Annotated in this window: 3 protein-coding genes; all 3 read left to right on the top strand. The window is 32.7% G+C overall.

The window, feature by feature from the left end; all coding sequences use genetic code 11:
* The first annotated feature begins 110 nt into the window (after positions 1-110).
* The 3 genes from BC781_RS25290 to BC781_RS25300 all read left to right on the top strand — a co-directional run bounded on the left by BC781_RS25290 (position 111) and on the right by BC781_RS25300 (position 2,096).
* Entirely contained in the window at positions 111-596 is a 486-nt protein-coding gene (locus tag BC781_RS25290) for a hypothetical protein (protein WP_109623341.1), read from the top strand.
* 106 nt (positions 597-702) lie between these two features.
* Positions 703-1,287 carry a hypothetical protein gene (locus BC781_RS25295; RefSeq protein ID WP_146201792.1) on the top strand — a complete coding sequence of 195 codons (585 nt, stop codon included), beginning with the start codon at positions 703-705 and terminating at the stop codon, positions 1,285-1,287.
* Between the two features lie 92 nt (positions 1,288-1,379).
* The gene (locus tag BC781_RS25300) at positions 1,380-2,096 is read left to right on the top strand and encodes a hypothetical protein (RefSeq protein WP_109623344.1); all 717 of its coding nucleotides are present in this window, start codon (positions 1,380-1,382) and stop codon (positions 2,094-2,096) included.
* Positions 2,097-2,238: the final 142 nt, after the last annotated feature.

Below are 2,238 nucleotides of genomic sequence, written 5' to 3' on the forward strand. Positions count from 1 at the left end.
ATTAAACAAAAAATAAATAAACGAGCCCCAACAAGGAGCATAGTTCACAGGCAGCCTGCGACGCAATCTGCCAGCGTTACCATGCTCAGAGCGTTGTGCATTATTGGAAAATGAGATTCATATTAATTTTTATTAGTCTACTTATCTTTAATGATTCTGAAGTATTTGCTCAAAAACCAGAAGGACTTTATATAGATTCATTTGGTTCAAAGATATATTTTGCTTCAGATACCACTTTTAAATATGAATGGAATTTTGATTTAGCATCAAGTTGGTCAATAGGTAAATATGAGATTGTAACTGATAAAGTTCACTTTTATACTAGTTCGATTTTCGATACATTGTCTTTAGATAATGGTGTAGACTCCCTAGTTCTGTCTATGGATGATATCTCTAACCGAATAGAAGCTAGTGAATTTATTGTTAACTCGATTAGTGGTGGTGGACAGAGTAGAAAAGAACCACCTTTTGAATTAATAATTAGAAAGAACAAGTTATTTCATGTGAACTCTAAAGGTAAGGCAGATCGTAAAAAAAGGAGAGGGATTATGAATAGTTCAAAAAAACTTAAGCCTTACTATTTCAAAATAAAATAAACAATGCACAACAAGGGGCATAGTTCACAGGCATCATGCGACGCAATCTGCCTGCGACACCATGCCCGAGTCGTTGTGGTTCATAAATAGAATTCGACCTAAAGTAATGAACGAATTAGAAAAAGATAATGGTAAATATCTATTGGAAATCAAGTTTGACAAATTGAGATTCTATTGTCTTTGGGGGTATGATAAAACACAAAAAGATGAACCTAATAAACTACTATGCAGTACCTCTAATCAATTAATTGCTTTTTCTAAAGTAGATTATCTGATACAGTATATCAAAACAGGTTGTTACATTTCCTTTGATGAAAAGAATGTGAGGCTTTGGGCAGAATCATTTAATCTGAATGAAGATATAAGCCATTATGATTTTGATTTACTAAGGTTTTTCTTGAAATCTAATAGTCTTCTAGAGACTGTAGATGAAAAAAATAAATTGTATTTAAAAGACCTCTTTAACGCTTTAGATTTGATCGACGACTATGCATACTATAGTGAGAATACAGAGTTGATTTCTAAATTAGAAGAAATAGATTTTACTAAGACACGTGATTTTTTCATGGATTTATTTGTTTGGCAGAATCAAAAGCAAAAAGCGTATTTAGCTATATCTAAGCTTATAGAGAAAAAAAATGTCTGTAATGTTTTAGATTGTTTTTTAGATCAAATTAAAGTGATTAATTAAAACGAACCACAACAAGGGGCATAGTACACAGTCGGGTGCGACGCAACCCGTCTGCGACACCATGCCCGAGTCGTTGTAGCCAATTAAAAAATATGAAATCCAATTTAGACGGTAAAAAAACAGTACAACTTTATGATGATCTCAAGCCAGGAGTTCGGATTGATAAACTAATGGTTGAGTTTTTGTCACCTATACTTGAGCCAAATGGATTTAAATATCTTAAATCAAAGAGAGAGTTTAGGAAAAAGGGAGAGTTTTTTAATTTTCATCTGAGTTGGTATGGACGAAAATTCAATGAAGGGAATAGAAGTGTGGAATTTGACATCTTTATAAATTCTTATTCCCCTAAATATCGAAAGTGGGAAATGGAGTTCTATCAACTTGATAAGAATTGGGGGAATTCAATTGATGGAACTAGGGTAGACAATATAGATGGATGGGATAAGGAATTTTATAATTTGGGTTGGTATGATTTGGTTAAATATAATAATATCAAACTGATGGAAAAAGTTGTTCAAAATACTAAAAATGCCGGATTTAACTTTTTTCAAAATTATAATTCTCTCGATTTGGCAATTAAAAAATTGAAAGAATATCCGATAAAAAACCTAGAAAAAATTGTGGATTTCTATATCCTTCAGGATAAATGGAAAGAAGCTTTTGATTTTTTTGAAAACAATAAGCAATGGCACGAAGATCAAGAGAAATTAGAAGGAAGTGACCCAAATTCACACTATTCGATGAATAGGAGGATACCTTTTGAATTAAGAAAAGAAAAATTAAAAAACTGGCTACAACAAGGGGCATAGTTCACTGGCAGGTGCGACGCAACCTGCCAGCGACACCATGCCCGAATCGTTGGGGCTCATTGTTCAGTTAGTCCAAAATAGCAAAACAGATTTATCGTTCAGATTCTAATTTCAGTTGTGTTTTTTATGGAATTTAATCTTT

This window comes from Sediminitomix flava (assembly GCF_003149185.1).
Taxonomy (GTDB): Bacteria; Bacteroidota; Bacteroidia; order Cytophagales; family Flammeovirgaceae; genus Sediminitomix; species Sediminitomix flava.

What these genes read in the sequence shown, in the direction of transcription:
- BC781_RS25290 (WP_109623341.1), top strand. Translation starts at nt 111, where the DNA reads ATGAGATTCATATTAATTTTTATTAGTCTACTTATCTTTAATGATTCT.
- BC781_RS25295 (WP_146201792.1), top strand. Translation starts at nt 703, where the DNA reads ATGAACGAATTAGAAAAAGATAATGGTAAATATCTATTGGAAATCAAG.
- BC781_RS25300 (WP_109623344.1), top strand. Translation starts at nt 1,380, where the DNA reads ATGAAATCCAATTTAGACGGTAAAAAAACAGTACAACTTTATGATGAT.